The organism is Verrucosispora sp. WMMD703, from assembly GCF_049178935.1.
GTDB lineage: Bacteria > Actinomycetota > Actinomycetes > Mycobacteriales > Micromonosporaceae > Micromonospora > Micromonospora sediminimaris.
In genome coordinates this window covers 3,018,719-3,033,342 of record NZ_JBMHMM010000004.1, presented here as the reverse complement: position 1 = coordinate 3,033,342, position 14,624 = coordinate 3,018,719, and the positions used below count along the sequence as shown (strand labels likewise).

At 71.9% G+C, this 14,624-nt stretch carries 14 protein-coding genes; 3 read left to right on the top strand and 11 right to left on the bottom strand.

Translation table 11 applies throughout. The features are described 5' to 3' along the window. Positions 1 to 7 precede the first annotated feature (7 nt). A complete protein-coding gene (locus ACN26Z_RS14390; protein ID WP_421464649.1) occupies positions 8 to 961 on the bottom strand; it encodes a pirin family protein in 954 nt (317 codons plus the stop codon). 83 nt (positions 962 to 1,044) lie between these two features. Further along, positions 1,045 to 1,896 carry a hypothetical protein gene (locus ACN26Z_RS14385; protein ID WP_421461698.1) on the bottom strand — a complete coding sequence of 284 codons (852 nt, stop codon included), beginning with the start codon at positions 1,894 to 1,896 and terminating at the stop codon, positions 1,045 to 1,047. Between the two features lie 283 nt (positions 1,897 to 2,179). Between ACN26Z_RS14385 and gdhA the strand changes: the two genes are divergently transcribed. Beyond that, positions 2,180 to 3,517 (top strand): NADP-specific glutamate dehydrogenase, encoded by a 1,338-nt coding sequence (gene gdhA / locus ACN26Z_RS14380; RefSeq protein WP_282238827.1) that lies wholly within the window; start codon positions 2,180 to 2,182, stop codon positions 3,515 to 3,517. Between the two features lie 85 nt (positions 3,518 to 3,602). Here the strand turns inward: gdhA and ACN26Z_RS14375 are convergent, their stop codons facing one another. From ACN26Z_RS14375 to ACN26Z_RS14365, 3 genes are all read right to left on the bottom strand, one after another. Continuing rightward, the gene (locus ACN26Z_RS14375) at positions 3,603 to 4,235 is read right to left on the bottom strand and encodes a hypothetical protein (RefSeq protein ID WP_210935912.1); all 633 of its coding nucleotides are present in this window, start codon (positions 4,233 to 4,235) and stop codon (positions 3,603 to 3,605) included. A 13-nt stretch (positions 4,236 to 4,248) separates the two neighbouring features. Next, positions 4,249 to 6,033 carry a DUF4012 domain-containing protein gene (locus ACN26Z_RS14370; protein ID WP_421461696.1) on the bottom strand — a complete coding sequence of 595 codons (1,785 nt, stop codon included), beginning with the start codon at positions 6,031 to 6,033 and terminating at the stop codon, positions 4,249 to 4,251. Between the two features lie 81 nt (positions 6,034 to 6,114). Continuing rightward, the gene (locus tag ACN26Z_RS14365; RefSeq protein WP_421461694.1) at positions 6,115 to 7,368 is read right to left on the bottom strand and encodes a glycosyltransferase family 4 protein; all 1,254 of its coding nucleotides are present in this window, start codon (positions 7,366 to 7,368) and stop codon (positions 6,115 to 6,117) included. A gap of 162 nt (positions 7,369 to 7,530) precedes the next feature. Here ACN26Z_RS14365 and ACN26Z_RS14360 point away from each other — a divergent pair, with 162 nt between their 5' ends. Continuing rightward, the gene (locus tag ACN26Z_RS14360) at positions 7,531 to 8,085 is read left to right on the top strand and encodes a low molecular weight phosphatase family protein (RefSeq protein ID WP_282238831.1); all 555 of its coding nucleotides are present in this window, start codon (positions 7,531 to 7,533) and stop codon (positions 8,083 to 8,085) included. Here ACN26Z_RS14360 and ACN26Z_RS14355 read toward each other — a convergent pair. After that, on the bottom strand, positions 8,066 to 9,532 hold the full coding sequence (locus ACN26Z_RS14355; RefSeq protein ID WP_282238832.1) for a polysaccharide biosynthesis tyrosine autokinase: 1,467 nt from the start codon (positions 9,530 to 9,532) through the stop codon (positions 8,066 to 8,068). The genes ACN26Z_RS14360 and ACN26Z_RS14355 overlap by 20 nt on opposite strands. A gap of 369 nt (positions 9,533 to 9,901) precedes the next feature. On the opposite strand from ACN26Z_RS14355, the gene nhaA reads away from it, so the two are divergent. Continuing rightward, entirely contained in the window at positions 9,902 to 11,233 is a 1,332-nt protein-coding gene (nhaA, locus tag ACN26Z_RS14350; protein WP_421461691.1) for a Na+/H+ antiporter NhaA, read from the top strand. A gap of 18 nt (positions 11,234 to 11,251) precedes the next feature. Here the strand turns inward: nhaA and ACN26Z_RS14345 are convergent, their stop codons facing one another. The 5 genes from ACN26Z_RS14345 to egtC all read right to left on the bottom strand — a co-directional run bounded on the left by ACN26Z_RS14345 (position 11,252) and on the right by egtC (position 14,619). Further along, positions 11,252 to 11,542 (bottom strand): hypothetical protein, encoded by a 291-nt coding sequence (locus tag ACN26Z_RS14345; RefSeq protein ID WP_421461689.1) that lies wholly within the window; start codon positions 11,540 to 11,542, stop codon positions 11,252 to 11,254. Beyond that, a complete protein-coding gene (locus tag ACN26Z_RS14340; protein WP_421461687.1) occupies positions 11,539 to 11,889 on the bottom strand; it encodes a DUF1622 domain-containing protein in 351 nt (116 codons plus the stop codon). Before ACN26Z_RS14340 ends, ACN26Z_RS14345 begins: the two co-directional genes overlap by 4 nt. A gap of 95 nt (positions 11,890 to 11,984) precedes the next feature. Beyond that, positions 11,985 to 12,572 carry a TMEM165/GDT1 family protein gene (locus ACN26Z_RS14335; RefSeq protein WP_421461685.1) on the bottom strand — a complete coding sequence of 196 codons (588 nt, stop codon included), beginning with the start codon at positions 12,570 to 12,572 and terminating at the stop codon, positions 11,985 to 11,987. Between the two features lie 270 nt (positions 12,573 to 12,842). After that, complete coding sequence (gene egtD / locus ACN26Z_RS14330; RefSeq protein WP_282238836.1) at positions 12,843 to 13,808, bottom strand: L-histidine N(alpha)-methyltransferase; 966 nt, start codon at positions 13,806 to 13,808, stop codon at positions 12,843 to 12,845. 64 nt (positions 13,809 to 13,872) lie between these two features. Then, positions 13,873 to 14,619: an ergothioneine biosynthesis protein EgtC gene (egtC, locus tag ACN26Z_RS14325; protein ID WP_421461682.1), complete on the bottom strand. Its 747-nt coding sequence runs from the start codon at positions 14,617 to 14,619 to the stop codon at positions 13,873 to 13,875. Positions 14,620 to 14,624 lie beyond the last annotated feature (5 nt).

Below are 14,624 nucleotides of genomic sequence, written 5' to 3'. Positions count from 1 at the left end.
CACGGCACTAGCCGTGGAAGCCGCCGGAACGGTCGCGGGCCTTGAGCCGGACAGTGGGCAGCGCCGGTGCCGGCAGCGGCGGGTCGGGGTCGTCGGCCACCACCCCGAAACGCCGCCCGGCCATCCAGTCCTCCCGGGCGGCGACGATCTCGTCGTGGTCACGGCCGACGAAGTTCCACCACATCACCAGCGGCTCCTCGAACGGTGTGCCACCGAGCAGCATGAGCCGGCTACCCGGCTCACCACGCAGGCGCAGCACGTCCCGCCCGGCCCCGAGCCAGAGCAGCGCCCCGGGCACCAGCGGTTGGCCGTCGACCTCGCCGGCACCGTCGAGGGCCAGCAGCGCGTACTCGAAGTCACGCCGCAGCGGCAGCCCGGCCACCGCCGATCCGGCCAGTTCCAGTTGCGCGCCGAGCAGCGGGGTGTGCACCCGGGCCGGCGAGCGTTCTCCGGCGAGTTCCCCGACCAGCAGGGTGACGTCGAGATCCCCGTCGCGCCACCGGGGCAGCTCGGCGTGGTGGGCGAAGTCGGCCCCGCCGGCTCGGGCCTCGTCCGGCAACGCCACCCACAACTGCACCCCGTGCATCAGGGGCGGGTGCTCCGCCGGTGAGCGTTCGGAGTGGGCGATGCCGTGACCCGAGGTCATCACGTTGAGTTGGCCGGGACGGATCGGCTGCTGGTTACCGAGGCTGTCGCGGTGCAGGATCTCGCCGTCGAGCAGCCAGGTCACCGTCTGCAGACCGGTGTGCGGGTGCGGCGGCACCTCCATGCCGGGCCGTTGGGCCACGTCGTCGGGGCCGAAGTGGTCGACGAAGCACCACGCCCCGACCAGTCGACGGGTGCGCTGCGGCAGCAGCCGGCGCACCGTGGTGTAGCGCCCCAGCGGCACATCGTGGCCGGGCAGCAGCACGCTGCCTGGATCGACCGTCGCCACCCCGGGCGGACGGGTCTCGGCAGGCATCGCTTCGGCACGCTCCACGGTCCGACTCTACGCCGGCCCCGGCCGGCCGCCCGGCGGTCGGCGAGCGGCTGCCCCGCACGGGCTCAGCCGCCGCGTACGGTCACCACGTTGGCACCGGCCACCAGGTCCAGGAAAATCCGTTCGGGGGCCCGGTCCCAGCCCTGCGAGCCGAGCACCGTACCCGGGGCGAGGCCGTCGCGGCGCTCGCCGTACAGCTCGACGGCACCGGCGCCGGAGCCAGTCCGGACGCGCACCGGCACGCCGTCGGTGACCGTGACGTCGAACTGGTTGACCCCACCGGTGACCCGCACCACGAGCAGCCCGTCGACGTGGGGCAGCCGAAGGTCGGTCCGGGTCGCGCCACCCACCAGTTCCAGTCCGGACAGCCGGGCGGCGCTGAGGTCCATCCGTCGCTCGGCGGTCCCACCGGTGAGCCGCAGATCCCAGGACACCCGGGCGTTCAGCAGCACCTCGACCATGCCCGGCTGCTCGCCGGTCCGCTCCATCCGCAGCGACACCCGATCGCCTACCAGTTCCGGACGTGCCCGCGAGCCGGACGCGGCGGGGCTGACCACGCGGTACAGCTCCTCCCCCAACTCGGTGACCCGCAGATCCACCCGGTCCAGCCCGTCGACCAACTCGAAGCTGGCCCGCCGTCGATCGTGCAGCGGCGCGGTCCGTACCTCCTCGGGGCTCTCCCGCGCCGCCCGGGCGGCACCGCCCAGTCCGCTGGCGTCGTCCGGCGCGGCGGTCGCGCTGGCCACCGAGTCCGTTCCGCCGGAGAAGACCCGGCCGAGCCGGTGCGGGTCGGAGAGGATCACCACGACGGCAACCGCTCCCAGGCCCAGCACCAGCACCGCGGCGGCGACCAGCAGCCGGGCGACCGGCGACCAGGTCGGTCGGTCCGGTGGTGGTTCCCCGATGTCGGGCGTCACCGGTGACACCTCGACCTGCGCCGGGGCTGGCCCGGGGTGTGTTCGATCCTGTCCGCCCTGCACCGATCCGGCCATCGGTCTCCCCTTTCACGGTCCCCTACCGAGGGGTACGCGCCAGGAGGCGGGTCGGATCAGTCGACCGCGTGTCGAACCGGTACCTGAGCTGGTCCGGGACCGTCGGTGAACCGGACGGCAGTGACGAACCGTATCGAAGGACGGTCGGCGCGACGCCGCCGAGGTCCGGCAACGGCGCCGGGCCTGAACCGGAAGGGACGTGTCGGTGATGCCGGAGACGGTCGAGTCGGTGTTCGCCAGTGTGGTCGCCCGCAACCCGGGTGAGCCCGAGTTCCACCAGGCCGTACGGGAGGTGTTGGAGAGCATCGGGCCGGCGCTGGCCCGGCACCCGGAGTACGCGCGGGCCCGGATCATCGAGCGGATCTGCGAACCGGAACGGCAGATCATCTTCCGGGTGCCCTGGGAGGACGACGCAGGTCGGATCCGGGTGAACCGGGGCTTCCGGGTCGAGTTCAACAGCGCGCTCGGCCCGTTCAAGGGTGGGTTGCGCTTCCATCCCACGGTGTACCTGGGCATCGTCAAGTTCCTCGGCTTCGAGCAGATCTTCAAGAACGCGCTGACCGGGCTGCCGATCGGCGCCGGCAAGGGCGGCGCGGACTTCGATCCCAAGGGGTGCTCGGACCGCGAGGTGATGCGCTTCTGCCAGAGCTTCATGACCGAGTTGCACCGGCACATCGGGGCGCAGACGGACGTGCCGGCCGGTGACATCGGGGTGGGCAGCCGGGAGATCGGCTACCTGTTCGGCCAGTACAAGCGGATCACCAACCGGTACGAGTCGGGTGTGCTGACCGGCAAGGGCCTGTCGTACGGCGGCGCGCAGGCGCGTACCGAGGCCACCGGTTACGGCGCGGTGTTCTTCGCCGAGGAGATGCTGCGGCAGACCGGGGATGGTCTGGACGGCAAGCGGGTGGTGGTCTCCGGTTCCGGCAACGTGGCCATCCACGCCATCGAGAAGGTCCACCAGCTCGGCGGGACGGTGGTCGCCTGCTCCGACTCCACCGGCTACCTGCTCGACGAGAAGGGCGTCGACCTCGACGTGTTGCGGGAGCTGAAAGAGCGGCGGCGCGGCCGGTTGGCGGACTACGTGCTGGACGTGCCGCACGCGGTAAGCGTCGCCGGCCGTACCCCCTGGGAGGTGCCGTGCGACCTGGCCCTGCCGTGCGCGACCCAGAACGAGATCGGCGGCGCGGAGGCCGCCCAGTTGGTCGCCGGTGGCTGCGCGGTGGTGGTGGAGGGGGCGAACATGCCGACCACCCCCGAGGCGGTGCGCATCCTCGGTCGGGCCGGCGTGCGCTTCGCTCCCGGTAAGGCGGCCAACGCCGGTGGCGTGGCGGTCAGCGCCCTGGAGATGCAGCAGAACGCCAGCCGGGAGACGTGGACCTTCGCGAAGTCGGAGCAGCGGTTACGAGAGACGATGCGGGACATCCACGCCCGGTGCTGGGCGACGGCGGAGGAGTACGGCCTGCCGGGCGACTACGTGGCCGGGGCGAACATCAACGGGTTCCGCCGGGTCGCCGAAGCGATGCTGGCGCACGGCGTGGTCTAGGGCGGGCAGACAGGTACCGGTGCCCGTCGGAGGGAGCGGCGGGCACCGGTACCTTCGTTCTCCGGGCCCTGCCCGGAATCGTGGATCAGTTCGCGCCACCCGCACCGAAGCGGTTGCGCCGCCGCCAGGCCAGCGTGCCGAGCAGCAGGACGGCACCGGCGGCGACGAGCCCGCCGCCGACCTTCATCGGCGTGTCCAGGCTGCTGCCGGTGACCGGCAGGTGCGGCTTCTTCTTCGGCAGCACCCGCAACTGGGTCGAGGCGGTACGGCCGGACTCCCGACCGGTCGCGGTGAAGGTGAGCAGGCCGGTCACCGACGGCGTGTACCGCCGGGTGAAGACCCCTTCGGAGTTGGTCCGGGCGGTGAAGCTCAGCGGCGCGCTGGCCTGGAAGGCCACCGGCGCCATGGCGACCGTGCTGCCGTCGCTGCGCCGTGCCGTACCAGCGGCCGGTGCGGCCAGCGGCGACACCGAGACGACGATGTCGACCGTCTCGTTCGGCCCGAAGTTGCGGCCGGTCAGGATGACCGTCTCACCGAGGAAGATGGTGGGTCGGTTCACCGTCAGCGACGCCAGCACCGGCGGATACGGCGGTGGCTGGGGCGGATCGGTGACTGTTGGCGACGGCTGCGGCTGCGGTTGCGCCGCCCCCGCCGCAGCCGGCACGGCCACCACGGCCAGACCGACCGTGAGCGCCATGATGATGCGGGATAGCCGCATGGTTCGTTCCCTCCTACTGAGAACAGCTTGGTGCGGTAACAACATGGGTGGTCCATGGGGTGGCGGTCGGGGTCAGCCACAGCTCGGCCGCTCCGCTCTCCGTCTTGCCGGTCAACAGCGAGACCTCCAACGTGCGGGTCCCGCCAGGTCCGATCTCGACGTTCACGGTGGCGACCTGCCGCTGCCGCTCGGTGCCGTTGCCCACCGAGGTCTCGGCACCGTCGACTCGGGTGTCGAGCACCGCCCCGCCGGCCGGCCCGTACACCGACACCAGCGTCCGGACGGTGTACGGATCCCCGGCCCGACCGAGGCCGAGGACCGACTCGCTGAGCCCCGAAGCCGGCGCGGTGGACCGGAGCGTCACCCGCAGGTTCAGCTCACGGCGACCGTCGGCGTGGCAGTCGCCGACCGTCAGGTCGGCGGTCTGCCGGAGGTAGTAGCCGAGCTTCGCGCCGCTGCCGTCGTTGAGGAACACGCCGACCGTCGGCACGGTGTCCTGTTCCGGAAGCGTCCCGGCCATCCGGCTGTCGCCGAATGTCCGCTGTTCCTCCGGTCGGGCACTCCAGAACAGTATCCGACGTTCTTGTATAGAGCGGTTGAATGCGGACAACAACCCATTCGGGTGGACGTTCCGGGCGAATAGCGTGTCGAAGACGGTGGCCGCCGCGCCCGCGAAAAAGCCGTCCTGTTCTCTCGGACTCATCCGCTGGTAGGTGTCACTGAGCAGGGTCCGAACCACGTTCTCGGCGCTCAACGCCACGCCACCCGGCACCCGCACCGGCCCGGTGGCCTTCAGCAGGTACGACAGCACCACCGGATCGACGGCCAGGACGCCGTCCACCGTCTCGCCGCTGTGCCGGCGGTACATCTCCCGGTACAGGGCCGCCGCGGTCGGGAAGTGCGGGCTGAGGTTCACATCCGCCGGATAGATGCCCGGCAGCTCTCCCCAGAGGGCGCGCACCTCCGCCGGGATCTTCAGCGGCTGGGCGAACCGGCCGATGCTCGAACCGCTGCCCTGGGCCCCCATCTTGACCCGGCCATTGTTCGCCTCGATGACCGCGTACGCGCCGAACATGCCGCCGGTCGCGCGCAGCTCAGCGGGGTTCTGCGACACCAGCAGATACCGTCGCGGCCCGTCCACGCCCAGCAACGGCGGCAACAGTCGGCTCGCCCGGTCCGCCGCCGAGGTCATCGCGGCCAACTGGTCGATCTCGCCACGCAGCTCCGTGAGGGCGCGTCGGACCTGCGCGACCAGCCGGTCACCGGAGACCTCGGCCAACTCAGCGCGGGTCCGCTGCACCGTGGCGTGCACCGCGACCAGATCGTCGGTGACCGTACGCAGCCCGGTCAGGTCCAGCCGACCTTCCTGGGGGATCAGTCCACCGAGGTCGACCCGGAGCAGCGCCGGGAACGCCTGGCGGGCCAGGTCGTCGATGGCGATGGCGATCTGCCGAACCGCGGTGAGGTTCGCCCCGGCCACCGGGGCCTGTCGGCCGAGCCACCATCCGGGGTCCCCGGTGGCCCGCCGCGCCGCGCCGGCCTGCTCCTGCAAGGCGGCGAGGGTCCGCTGGGCGCGTGCGGTGTCGCCACCGACCAGATGGGCACTCAGTTCACCGGCCAGGCCGGCGGCGTTTACCAGATGGGCGCGCGCCTGCCAGCCACGGAAACCGACCCACCCGGTGAGACCCAGCATCAACGAGGCGACCACCAACGTGGTCAGCAGGATGCGACGCAGTCGGGCGCGCCGACGGCGGCGGGATCGGCTACGCCGCCGTCGAGGGCTCTCGCTCTCCGACACATCACACCTCTTTCCAAAAACGGACAGAAGACCACATTGTTCTTAACACCTAACGGTGAGTTTGGCGGGTTAATGACGGGATCAGGCGTTACGAGAGGTTCGTTCGGCTTCCGTGGCACGCCTGGCGCCGATGGCCGCCGCCTCGCGCAGCAGCGCCTCGATGCGATCCACGCCCGACGGCAGCGACATCTCCCGGAGATACGCTTCCCGGCCGCGCCGACCCATCTCGGCCCGCGCCGGTGCGGGGATCTGCGCCGCCAGCCAGAGCCGGTCCGCCAGGCTGGCCCAATCCTCCGGCGGGCAGGACAGCCCCGCCCGGGCCCGTTCGACAAGCGTCGCGGTGTCGCCGCCGGCCGAGGCGACCACCGGCGCTCCGCAGGACAGGGCCGCCTGGAGCTTGTCCGGGACGCTGCTGCGCAGCTCGGGCAGATCGCGCACCATCACCAGCTGGTAGTCGGCGGCGGCGTACAGCTCGGGCATGTCCAACGGGGAGCGCCGGTCCACGAATCGGACGTTGTCGGCCCGCAGCTCGGCGGCGAGTCCCCGCACCCGCCGCTCGTCGGAGCCCGAGCCGACCAGGACCAGATCGACGGTCTCGCCCAGGGCTGCCGCCGCGCGTACCGCCGTGTCCAGTCCCTGCCGCGCGCCGATGGTGCCGGCGTGCATCACCACGCACCGTTCGTCCCGACGGACCAACCGCCGAGCGGCCGGACTGGCCGACACCGGGCGGAAGATCCGCTCGTCGGTCCAGTTGAGCACCACCCGGACCCGCGCCTGGTCGATCCCGTCCGCCAGCACCGCGTCCCGCAGGGACGGCGTGGTCACCGCGACCCGGCTGGCGGCACGGTAGGTCCGGAGGGTGGCCGCCCGCACCCGCGCCGCCCACCGGCCGTCGTCGACGGCCTCGGGGACCTGTTCGGCCCAGACGTCCGGCACGTGCAGTACCAGCGGCACCGGACCGAGCAGGCGCAGCAGGGCCGCCGAGGCGAACGCGGCGGCCGGCGGCTGGTGCACGTACAGCACGTCCACGCCGGCCAGGAACCGGCGGCCCACAAGCGCCGCGCTGCCGGCGAAGGTCAGCCAGGAAGCCATCCGGCCGCGTACGGTGACGTCGCCGGTGCTGTACCGGGGCACCCGCCGCACGGTCAGCCCCCGGCTGCGGGTCTCGTGGTGCCAACGCTGCCGCCACCCCGGGTACACGTGCCCGCCCGGATAGTCGGGGAAGCCGGTGAGGACCCGCACCTCGTGCCCCCGCGCCGCGAGTTCCTCGGCGAGGCTGCCGGGGATGAACGCCGGCTCCGGCGGAAAGTGGTACGTCACCATCCCGATTCGCACCCGGACACCCCCGTTCCCTCGCATCGGTTCGGCGCGCCGCCCGGGACCGTGGCTGCGACGAATGCGTACGATCTCGACATCCCCTCACCGGGCGGACGCCGCCGGCGACCGTCAAACGTCGCGGCGCCACCGCCCGCGACCGCGTCGTCCAGGGGGTTCCACATGCTCAGCGGGGTGTTGTTCGTCTGCCACGCCAACCTGTGCCGGTCACCGATGGCCGAGTACGCCGCCCGTCGCCTGCTCGCCGGGCAACCGGTGACGGTGGCCAGCGCCGGCACCGACGCCGTCGAGGGCCTGGCCATGCATCCGTACGCGGCGGCGATCGCCGCCGAGACCGGCGAGGACCCGGCGTCGTTCCGCAGCCGGCGGCTGCTGCCGGAGCATCTCACCGGGGCGGTGCTGGTGCTGACCGCCACCCGGCGCCAGCGCTCCATCTGCACCGCGCTGGCGCCGGCGGCGCTGCACCGGACCTTCACGCTGCGCCAGTTCGGCCGGCTCGCCGCGGCGGCCGAACCACCGCCGGACGAGCAGGACGATCCGGTACGGGCCGCGGTGGCGGCCGCCGCACTGGCCCGGGGGCGATTGCAGCCCGCCCCCGGCGATGCGGACGACCTGCGTGACCCCGTGGGGGGCACCCCGGAGGACTTCCGACGCTGCGCGGAGGAGATCGACCGGGCGTTGCGCCCCCTGGCCACGCTCATCGGGACAGCCGGGTGAGTTCCTGCGTGTGGTCGCTCACCTCGCCGGCGTTGGCCCGCTCGGCATGCCGGCCGCCCCGGCTGCGGTCCCTCGGCACCGACTGGCCACCGGCCGCGGCGGCGACCACCCGGTAGGCCTCGTACTGGTACGCCTCGGCCTTGGGCACCCGGGCCATGTTGAGCACGCAGCCCAGTAGCCGCACCGAGACCGAGTGCAGGGCCCGGGCGGCTGCGGCGACCTGGGCCCGCGAGGTACGTCCCTGCTGGGTGACCAGCAGCGCGCCGTCGGCCTGCACGGCGACCACCACACCGTCGGTGACCGCGAGCAGCGGCGCGGTGTCGATGATGACGATGTCGGCGGATTCACGCAGGGCGAGCAGCAGATCCGACATGGCCTTGGAGCCGAGCAGCTCGCTCGGGTTGGGCGGCGCCGAGCCGCTGGGCAGTACCAGCAGCGACTTGTCGCCCCAGCGCTGGACCACGTCGCCCACCTGCACGTCGCCGACGAGCACGTCGGTCAGCCCCACCCCCGGGTCGATACCCAGGTAGTCGCCGACCTTCGGGCGACGCAGGTCGGCGTCGACAAGCAGCACCCGCCAGCCCGCCTCGGCCAGGGCGATCGCCAGGTTGCACGACAGGGTGGTCTTGCCCTCGCCCTGCAGGGCGCTGGTCACCGCGATGACCCGGGCCGGCTCGTGCACGTCGACGAAGCGCAGGTTCGTCCTCAGCTTGCGGACGGCCTCGGCCCGCGCCGAGGTGGCGGCGTCACCGACGATCAGTGGGGCCGACCGCGCGCTGGTGTCGATCGGGATCTCGCCGAGCAGCGGGCTGCCGGTCACCCGCTGCAGGCCGGCCGCGTCGCGCAGCCGGACATCGGCCATGCCCCGCAGAATCGCCAGACCGACGCCGGCCAGCAGGCCGAGCAGGGCGCCGATCGCGGTGTTGCGTACCGGCTGCGGCGACACCGGCGTCGGGGTCACCCGTGGCCCACTTACCACCTCGATCTTGATTGGCCCCGGGGTGCCGTCCGGCCGCGCCTCGACCTTCTGTACGAGTTCCACGAACTTCGCCGAGAGCGCCTCGGTCACCCGCAACGCCCGGGTCTGGTCGGTGTCGGTCACCGACGCCCGCAGCAGCACCGTGCCGGTCTCGGTGGAGGTGCTGACCCGACGCTGAATCTCCTCTGCGGTCAGCCCGAGCTGGTTGTCGGCCACCGCGGCCTGCGCCAGCCGATCGCTGGTCAGCAGCTCCGCGTAGGACTTGACCCGCTGCTGGAGGAAGAGCCCGCCCTGGTAGGCGTCGGTGACACCCTGGCTCGGCGTGGTGACGAAGAAGGTGACCGAGGCGACGTAGCGAGGCTGGGCCCGCACGGTGACCAGCGCGGTCACGCCCAGGGCCACCATGAGGGTGACCAGGACGATCCACCAGTGCCGGCGCACCAGGCGTAGTTGGCGGTACAGGTCCATCAGGCGGGCCTCCGTACCGGGCCGGTAACGCCAAAGAACTTCACGAAAACCCCCAAGGTCGACTCAATCTCGTGAAACCATTAAAGCGGCTCATGCGGCTTATGTCCGGAGTTAGGTATTTTCTCAATGGCGGATCGTGCCCGCAGTGACCAACCGGACCGGGGGTCTGTCGGAATCGCTCCGACCCGGAAAAATTGCGGTGTCTTCGCCGAGCACTTCGGGTGACTCCTCGCCCTCCTGTGGGAAGAGTCGCGTTCGCCCCGCTCGCGACGGCCGTCGGCACTGGATAGGGTCTTGCACGGGTGTGCCGGGAAGCCTGGTCGGCGATGGTGCCGTGCTGCCCTCCGACCGACGAGGTGGACCTCACGTATGACCGATCAGACCCCGCCCCCCGAGCGCCGCGGCGTGCGCGGCCTCTTCGCCCGGACCTCCTGGCCCGAGGCGCGTTTCGTGGCCGACGTGCTGCGCACGGAGACCGTCGGCGGCGCCCTGCTGCTCCTCGGCGCCGTGATCGCACTAGTCTGGGCGAACTCGCCCTGGGGTGACGCCTACGCGGACCTGGGGCGGTGGGTGCCCTGGTCGGGCGGCGCGGCGTTGCACCTCGACCTCGACCTGGCCACCTGGGCCGCCGACGGCCTGCTGGCCATCTTCTTCTTCGTGGTAGGGCTGGAACTCAAGCGCGAGTTCGTCGCCGGCGAACTGCGTGACCCGCGGCGGGCGGCGCTGCCGGTGGTGGCGGCGGTCGGCGGAATGGTCGTGCCGGCGCTGATCTTCGTGGCCGTCAACGTCGCCGGTGGCGGCGACGGACTGCGCGGCTGGGCGATCCCGACCGCCACCGACATCGCGTTCGCGCTGGCGGTGCTGGCCGTGATCGGGGCCTATCTCCCGCAGGGACTGCGCGCCTTCCTGCTCACCCTGGCCGTCGTCGACGACCTGCTGGCCATCACCATCATCGCGATCTTCTACACCGACGACTTCAGCATCGTCCCGCTGCTCGCCGCCCTGGTGCCGATCGCCCTGTTCGGCCTGCTGGTGCAGCGTCGCCGCACCTGGTGGTGGGCGCTCATCCCGCTCGCCGTGATCGCCTGGACCCTGGTGCACTCCTCCGGAGTGCACGCCACGGTGGCGGGCGTGCTGCTGGGCTTCACCGTGCCGGTGCTCGCCGGCAAGGGCAGCCCCGGCGGTCGCCCGATGCCCGGCCTCGCCGAGCATCTGGAGCACGTGTGGCGGCCGATCTCGGCCGGCTTCGCGGTACCGGTCTTCGCGTTCTTCGCCGCCGGGGTGTCCCTGCGGGGCGCGGACCTCGGCGCGGTGATCACCGACCCGATCGTCCTCGGCATCGTGCTCGGCCTCGTCGTCGGCAAGTGCGTCGGCATCCTCGGCTCCACCTTCCTGCTGGCCCGGTTCACCCGGGCCAGCCTGGACGAGGACATCAGCTGGTCGGACCTGCTCGGCGTGTCGTTCCTGGCCGGTATCGGGTTCACCGTGTCGCTGCTCATCGGCGAGTTGGCCTTCGGCTCCGACGGGGTCGAGGGCGACAACGTCAAGGCGGCGGTGCTGGCCGGCTCGTTGATCTCGGCGCTGCTGGCCACCGTCGTGCTGCGGCGGCGCAACAAGGTGTACCGCGCGATCGCCCTCAAGGAGCAGGTCGACCAGGACCGGGACGGTGTGCCGGACGTCTACCAGAAGCCCGGCGGCTGACCCCGTTCCGCGCCGCACTCATCGGGGAAACGCCCGGCCGACCCGCTCGGCCGGGCGTTTCGCCTCTCTCGACCGCCGCCGGAAATCCGCGGTCAGCGCGGTACGCACCAGCAGGCGCAGTGCCACGATCGCCACCAGTACGGCGATCTCCGTCCAGGACTGCTCCCCGGCCAGCCGCAGCAGGCCGGCGGCGAGCAGCATGTCGAGCAACACCCCCAGGGCCGTCGTACGCGAGCCGGTGGTCAGCAACGCCACCGCCGCAGCGAGTACACCGAGCGCCGTGATGAGGGCGGACAGCAGCATCCTCATCGGTTGTCGACCTGCCGCTGCTCGTGTTCGATCTCGCGTCCCAGCACGTAGTTCAGCACCGTCCGGATGGCCGCGATGGCGGCCAGTTGGCCGATCTGCGCGAAGGTCGGCGACAGCGCGGTCCGCAGGATGTCCGCCGCCAGCTGGAATTCCAGGCCGAGGGTGAGGAAGCGCCCCAGTGAGAGCCGGATCCGGGTGAACACGGCGGCGTCGCGGTGGCGCAGCCCGTCGACCACGAACCGCAACGCGGCCAGCGTCGCACCGACGACGATGACGAACGCGCCGACGAGTTCCACAGCGGTCACCAGCAACTGGTGGCCCTGTTGGAGGATCACCTCGACGTCCACCCCGCGGGCTTACCCGGCCTGCCTGCGGGTAGTCGGCGCCGGGTCGTACGACGACGGGCCGGTCACCGCGGCCGCTGGGCAGGCGACCACGGCGGTCAGCGCAACTGGGTCACCGCGTCGATGATCAGCCAGACACCGCTGATGGCGAAGAGCGTGGCGGCGCCGTACCTGATGGTTCGTTCCGGCAACTTCCGGCCGAGCAGCCGGCCGGCGATGATCGCCAACGCGTCCGCCAGGACCATGCCGATCGTCGAGCCGATCCAGGTGCCGAACCAGCCGTACTGGGTGGCCAGCGTGATGGTCGCGAGCATCGTCTTGTCGCCCAACTCGGCGATGAAGAAGGCGACACCGACGGTGATCACGGCTGATCTGCCGCCGCGGGCGGCACGGCGCTCGTCGTCCTCGGTGAGCCGGTCGCCCCGCAGCGTCCACGCGCCGAAGCCGAGGAAGGCCAGACCCGCCAGCAGCGAGATCCAGCCGGTCGGCAGGGTCGCGCCGAGGCCGTGGCCGATCGCCACCGAGGCGAGGTGCACCACTGTGGTGGCGACGGTGATGCCGATCAGCACCGGCACCGTGCGATACCTGGTGGCGAAGGCCAGCGCCATGAGCTGGGACTTGTCTCCCAGTTCGGCGACGAAGATTACGCCGAAGCTGATCACCAGCGCGGCGAGGAACCCGTCCATGATGTCCTTCCCGGATCAGACCGGGAGAAGGGTGTGGGGACGCCCTCGACCCGGCCGCGACAGCCTGGGTCGAAGGTCTCGCCCGCCTCGCCGAAACGAGGCCGGGTGGCCGGATGCGTCACGCACCAGTATGTCGACCACGACGTTATGGGCTACTCCCCTTCGCTACGCCCAGCCTAGCCGATCGTCCGTGCCCGGATCACCGGGGCCCGGCCGTGCCGGCCGCCGGGCCCCGGTGCCGAGCTGATCAGCTCCGCCGCTGGACAGCGCTCATTCGGCGCGTGCGAGGGTCACCCCGAACAGGCCGTCCGGGTCGGTCCAGAACCGCTCGGTGCGGAACCCGGCGGCGGCCAACTCGCGCGAGATCCCCTCCGGGCGGAACTTCGCCGACACCTCGGTACGCAGGTCCTCACCGACGGCGAAGTCGACGTTCAGGTCGAGCACCGCTACTCGCATGGATCGCTCAGCCCGCAGCCGCATCTCGATCCACTCCTGATCCGGATTCCAGAGCGCGACATGGGCGAACCCCGCCGGATCGAAGTCGGCGCCGAGTTCCCGGTTGAGCACCCGCAACACGTTGCGGTTGAACTCCGCGGTCACCCCTGCCGCGTCGTCGTACGCGGGCACGATCACCGCCGGATCCTTGACCAGGTCGGTACCGACCAGCAGCCAGTCACCCGCCTCCAGCGCGGCCCGCATCCCGGCGACGAACGCCGCCCGCTCCTCCGGCAGCAGGTTGCCGATCGTGCCACCGAGGAAGATGACCAGCCGCCGCCCGCCGGTCGGCAGGTGCTCCAGGTGGCGCGTGAAGTCCCCGACGATGCCGCGCACCCGCAGGCCCGGATAGTCGGCGGCGAGGGCGGCGGTGGACCCGGCCAGCGCGCTGACCGACACGTCCAGCGGCACGAACGTGCCGAGCCCCCCGTGCTGGGTGAAGGCGTCCAGCAGCAGGCGGGTCTTCTCCGAGGAACCGGAGCCCAGCTCGATGAGCGTCTTCGCGCCGGTCAGCTCGGCGATCTCCGTCGCCTGCGCGGCCAGGACGGCACGCTCGGCCCGGGTCGGGTAGTACTCGGGCAGTCGGGTGATCTCGTCGAAGAGTTCGCTGCCCCGGGAGTCGTAGAACCACTTCGGCGGCAGCCACTTCGCCGCGGCGGTCAGCCCGACGCGGACATCCCGACGCAGGCTGCGACTGATGTCCCGGTCGTCGAGGTGGATCTCGAGCGGCTCAGCGCTCATCTGCTGTCCCCTTCCGTCGTCTCTCACAGGTGTGTGCGGACCCGGGGCCTGCCGGCCGGACGCCTCACCACGCCGCCAGTGCCTGCTGGCGCAGATCGGTCGCCGTGGCCTGCACGAGTTGCCCGTCGGGCACCGCACGCCAGCCCGGTCCGTCGTCGTGCGGTTCGGAGGCGAGCAGCACCGACGCGGGTGTGGCACGCAGTGACAGGGCGTGCCCGGCCGCGCTGGCGACCACCGTGTGCCCGTCGGTGAGCAACAGGTTGAGCCGGGAGCCGGGGGCCGCCGCCGCCGCCGAGGTCACCGTCTCGGCGACCGCCCGGGCCGGCGCGACACCGGCGCGCAACCGGTCACGGACCAGCGCCCACAGCAGTGCCGAGTCGGTCGTCGCGTCGAGGGTGAGCAGGTCCCGTACGGGTAGCTCGGCGGCGAGCGGGACCATCGTGTCCGGCCAGCCCCGGACCACACCGTTGTGGCTGAACAGCCACCGCCCCTCGGCGAAGGGCGCGGCGGCGGTGTCGACGATCGCCATGCCGACGGTGGCTGAGCGGACGGCGGCCAGCACCGCGCCGGTGGAGGTGACCGCGGCCAGTTCGGCGATGGTCGGGTCGCTCCAGATGGGTTGCGCCCGGCGGTACCGCACCGGCGTCTGGCCGTCCGGGTACCACCCGATGCCGAAGCCGTCGGCGTTGATGGTCCCGCCGCCGCGCATGTCGCGGGGAGCCCAGGACTGGCGCAGCAGCGAGTGCGGCGGGTCGAACAGCAGCTCCCGCAGGGTCACCGGCGGCCCCAGATAGGCCAGGTGTCGGCACATCAGGC